At 63.5% G+C, this 4,100-nt stretch carries 4 protein-coding genes and 1 pseudogene; all 5 read left to right on the top strand.

All coding sequences use genetic code 11. The features are described 5' to 3' along the window. Nucleotides 1–446: phosphoribosylanthranilate isomerase (locus EOC06_RS00485; protein ID WP_245469259.1), on the top strand; the 446-nt coding region annotated here is incomplete at its 5' end. 92 nt (nt 447–538) lie between these two features. After that, a complete protein-coding gene (gene trpB, locus EOC06_RS00480) occupies nt 539–1,759 on the top strand; it encodes a tryptophan synthase subunit beta (protein ID WP_127380276.1) in 1,221 nt (406 codons plus the stop codon). A gap of 63 nt (nt 1,760–1,822) precedes the next feature. After that, nucleotides 1,823–2,662 carry a tryptophan synthase subunit alpha gene (gene trpA, locus EOC06_RS00475; protein ID WP_128306809.1) on the top strand — a complete coding sequence of 280 codons (840 nt, stop codon included), beginning with the start codon at nt 1,823–1,825 and terminating at the stop codon, nt 2,660–2,662. A 45-nt stretch (nt 2,663–2,707) separates the two neighbouring features. Next, entirely contained in the window at nt 2,708–3,634 is a 927-nt protein-coding gene (gene accD, locus EOC06_RS00470; RefSeq protein ID WP_128306808.1) for an acetyl-CoA carboxylase, carboxyltransferase subunit beta, read from the top strand. 119 nt (nt 3,635–3,753) lie between these two features. Then, nucleotides 3,754–4,100: pseudogene (locus tag EOC06_RS41420) on the top strand (bifunctional folylpolyglutamate synthase/dihydrofolate synthase); the annotation flags it as partial.

Raw genomic sequence — 4,100 nt, 5'->3', positions numbered from 1 at the left:
TCCTTGCCCAAATGCAGCCCGACATGCTGCAACTGCATGGCGCGGAAACGCCCGAGCGCGTCGCCGAGGTCAAAGCCCGTTATGGTTTGCCGGTGATGAAGGCGCTGCCGCTCAGCGAGGCTGCCGATCTCGAACGGATAAAGCCGTTCATCGGCATATCAGACCGGTTCCTGTTCGACGCCAAGCCGCCGAAAGGCTCAGAGCTGCCGGGCGGCAATGGTGTGGCCTTCGACTGGCACATCCTCGCCGGCCTTGACGGCAGCGTCGATTACATGCTTTCCGGTGGGCTCAACGCCGCCAATATCGGCGATGCCCTTCGGCTTGCCGACCCGCCCGGAATAGACATTTCCTCAGGCGTGGAAAGCGCACCGGGCGTCAAGGATCCGGCGCTGATCGAACAGTTTTTCCGGGCCGTCAGGACCGCGCGGAACACCCGCGCAGCCTAGTAGTGCCTTAAACCAGAGCATGTCCCGGAAAAGTGGGAACCGGTTTTCCGACAAGGACATGCTTCATAAGTCAAGATGCCAGGAGATCGGCGATGAACAAGCCGGCGACACCCAATTCCTTCCGCACCGGACCCGATGAACAGGGCATGTTCGGCATTTTCGGCGGTCGTTTCGTTGCCGAAACGCTGATGCCGCTGATCCTCGATCTGGAGCGGCACTGGAACGAGGTCAAGAACGATGCGGATTTCAGGGCCGAGCTGACTGACCTGTCGACCCATTATGCCGGGCGACCCTCGAAGCTCTATTTCGCCGAAGGCCTCACGAAGCATCTCGGCGGCGCAAAGGTCTATTTCAAGCGCGAGGATTTGAACCACACCGGTTCGCACAAGATCAACAACTGCCTCGGCCAGATCCTGCTGGCCAAGCGCATGGGCAAGAAGCGCATCATCGCCGAGACCGGCGCCGGCCAGCATGGCGTGGCATCGGCCACGGTCGCGGCCCGCTTCGGCTTTCCCTGCGTCGTCTATATGGGCGCCACCGACGTCGCCAGGCAAAGCCCCAATGTCTTCCGCATGAAGCTGCTGGGCGCCGAAGTGCGGCCGGTGACCGCTGGCCACGGCACGCTGAAGGACGCCATGAACGAGGCGTTGCGCGACTGGGTGACCAATGTCGAGGACACCTATTACCTGATCGGCACCGCCGCCGGCCCGCATCCCTATCCGGAGCTGGTGCGCGACTTCCAGTCGGTAATCGGCACCGAAGCGCGGGCGCAGATCCTAGAGCAGGAAGGCCGACTGCCGGACACCATCATCGCCGCTGTCGGCGGTGGTTCGAACGCCATCGGCCTGTTCCATCCCTTCCTCGACGACAAAGAGGTCCGCATCATCGGCATCGAGGCCGGCGGACGCGGCCTTGACGGCATCGAGCATTGCGCCTCGATGAATGCCGGCGCGCCCGGCGTGCTGCACGGCAACCGCACCTATCTCCTGCAGAACGCCGACGGCCAGATCATGGACGGCCATTCGATCTCGGCCGGCCTCGATTATCCCGGCGTCGGGCCGGAGCACTCGTGGCTGCGCGATTCAGGCCGCGTCGAATATGTGCCGATCCTCGACGACGAGGCGTTGGAGGCCTTCAAGCTGACGACGCGCGTCGAAGGCATTATCCCCGCGCTGGAATCGGCGCATGCCATCGCGCATGCGGTGAAGATCGTGCCCGCCATGGACAAGGACCAGATCGTCATCGTCAACCTGTCCGGCCGTGGCGACAAGGACGTGCATACGGTGGCCTCGATGCTGGGTATGGAGATCTAGGCCCCTTTGGACAGTTTCGATTTGGGAGTTGATTATGAGCAAAATTCGTCCAAAGGGCCAGACATGGTGACCCGCATCGACCGCCGCATGGCAAAACTGAAAGCCGAAGGCCGCCCGGCGCTCGTCACCTATTTCATGGGCGGCGACCCTGACTACGACACCTCCTTGTCGATCATGAAGGCACTGCCCGGCGCAGGCTCCGACATCATCGAGCTCGGCATGCCGTTCTCCGATCCGATGGCCGACGGCCCGGCGATCCAGGCAGCGGGCCTGCGCGCGCTGAAGGGCGGCCAGACGCTGGTCAAGACGCTGAAGATGGCGTCCGACTTCCGCGCCGGCGACAATGAAACGCCGATCGTGCTGATGGGCTACTACAATCCGATCTACATCTATGGCGTCGACCGCTTCCTCAAGGACGCGATCGCCAGCGGCATTGACGGGCTGATCGTCGTCGACCTGCCGCCGGAGATGGACGAGGAACTGTGCATTCCGGCGCTGAAAGCCGGCATCAACTTCATCCGGCTGGCGACGCCGACCACCGACGACAAGCGCCTGCCCAAGGTGCTGCAGAACACGTCGGGCTTCGTCTACTACGTGTCGATGACCGGCATCACCGGCTCGGCGCTGGCCGACACCGGCAAGGTGGCGGCGGCGGTCAAGCGCATCAAGGGCCACACCGACCTGCCGGTCTGCGTCGGCTTCGGCGTCAAGACCGCCGAGCAGGCCCGGGTGATCGGCGCCAATGCCGACGGCGTCGTCGTCGGCACCGCGATCGTCAATGCGGTGGCCAATGTGCTGGGACCGAAGGGCGAGAAGACCGCCGACCCGGCCGAAGCCGTCGCCACGCTGGTCAGCGGCCTTGCGCAAGGCGTGCGCTCGGCCCGCCTTGCTGCTGCCGAATAGTTCTCCTACCTCTTCCCAATCCTCGTCAGGACAGGAGCCGAAGCGATGAACTGGATCACCAATTACGTTCGCCCGAAGATCAATTCGATGCTCGGCCGGCGCACCGACATGCCCGAGAACCTCTGGATCAAGGATCCGGAGACCGGCGAGATGGTGTTCCACAAGGACCTGGAATCCAACCAGTTCGTCATTCCCTCGTCCGGCCATCATATGAAGATTTCGGCCAAGGAGCGGCTGAAATTCTTCTTCGATGGCGGCAAATACGAGACCCTGGACAACCCCAAGGTGATGCAGGATCCGCTGAAATTCCGCGACGAGAAGCGCTATGTCGACCGGTTGAAGGACGCCAAGGCCAAGACCGGCCTTGAGGACGCGATCATCAATGCGCTGGGCACCGTCGAGGGTCTGCCGGTGGTGGTCACGGTGCAGGACTTCGCCTTCATGGGCGGCTCGCTCGGAATGGCCGCCGGCGACGCCATCGTGCATGGCTTCGAAGTGGCCCTGCAGCGCAAGCGGCCGCTGATCCTGTTCGCCGCTTCCGGCGGCGCGCGCATGCAGGAAGGTATTTTGTCCCTGATGCAATTGCCGCGGACAACGGTTGGTGTCGACCGGCTGAAGGAAGCCGGCCTGCCCTACATCGTCGTTTTGACCAACCCGACCACGGGCGGCGTGACCGCCTCCTATGCCATGCTGGGCGACGTGCACATCGCCGAGCCCGGCGCGCTGATCGGCTTTGCCGGACCGCGCGTCATCGAACAGACGATCCGCGAGAAACTGCCCGACGGCTTCCAGCGCTCCGAATATCTGATGGAGCACGGCATGGTCGACATGGTGGTGTCGCGGCTGGAGCTGCGCGAAACCATATCGCGGCTGCTCAAGATGCTGCTCAAGCTGCCGGAAGAGGAAAAGCCGCTGGAGCCGGAAATCCTGCCGCCGGCGGTGGTCGCCACGGAAGCTCGGCCGCAAGCCTGAAGCGACACGAAGCGCCGCGACCGCGATTGCACCAGGGCTTCGGCGCGCTGTAGCTTTTGATTGCCATGGCCATCCGAAACCGATTCTGGTTTTCACGGCTCATGCGCTAGGATTCTGCCATGACGACGCTTGCCGCCGACCGCGAAATCGAAGCCCTGATGGCGCTTCATCCGAAAGGCTTCGACCTTTCGCTCGACCGCATTTCGCGGCTGCTGGAGCGGCTTGACAATCCGCAGGATCGGCTGCCACCGGTCATCCACATCGCCGGCACCAACGGCAAAGGCTCGTGCGCGGCCTTTTCGCGCGCCCTGCTTGAGGCCGCGGACTACCGCGTCCATGTCCACACCTCGCCGCATCTGGTCAACTGGCATGAGCGTTACCGGCTGGCCGCCGATGGCGGCGGCAGGCTGGTCGAGGACAGGGTTTTCGCCGACGCCATTGCCCGTGCGGCCAGGGCCAATGAGGG

Origin of the sequence: Mesorhizobium sp. M7A.F.Ca.MR.362.00.0.0 (genome assembly GCF_004023175.1) — a bacterium.
In the GTDB taxonomy this organism is placed as follows: Bacteria; Pseudomonadota; Alphaproteobacteria; order Rhizobiales; family Rhizobiaceae; genus Mesorhizobium.
The sequence above is the reverse complement of the archived record's forward strand: the minus strand, read 5'-3'. Positions and strand labels throughout refer to the sequence as shown.

What these genes read in the sequence shown, in the direction of transcription:
- trpA (WP_128306809.1), top strand. Translation starts at nt 1,823, where the DNA reads ATGGTGACCCGCATCGACCGCCGCATGGCAAAACTGAAAGCCGAAGGC.
- trpB (WP_127380276.1), top strand. Translation starts at nt 539, where the DNA reads ATGAACAAGCCGGCGACACCCAATTCCTTCCGCACCGGACCCGATGAA.
- accD (WP_128306808.1), top strand. Translation starts at nt 2,708, where the DNA reads ATGAACTGGATCACCAATTACGTTCGCCCGAAGATCAATTCGATGCTC.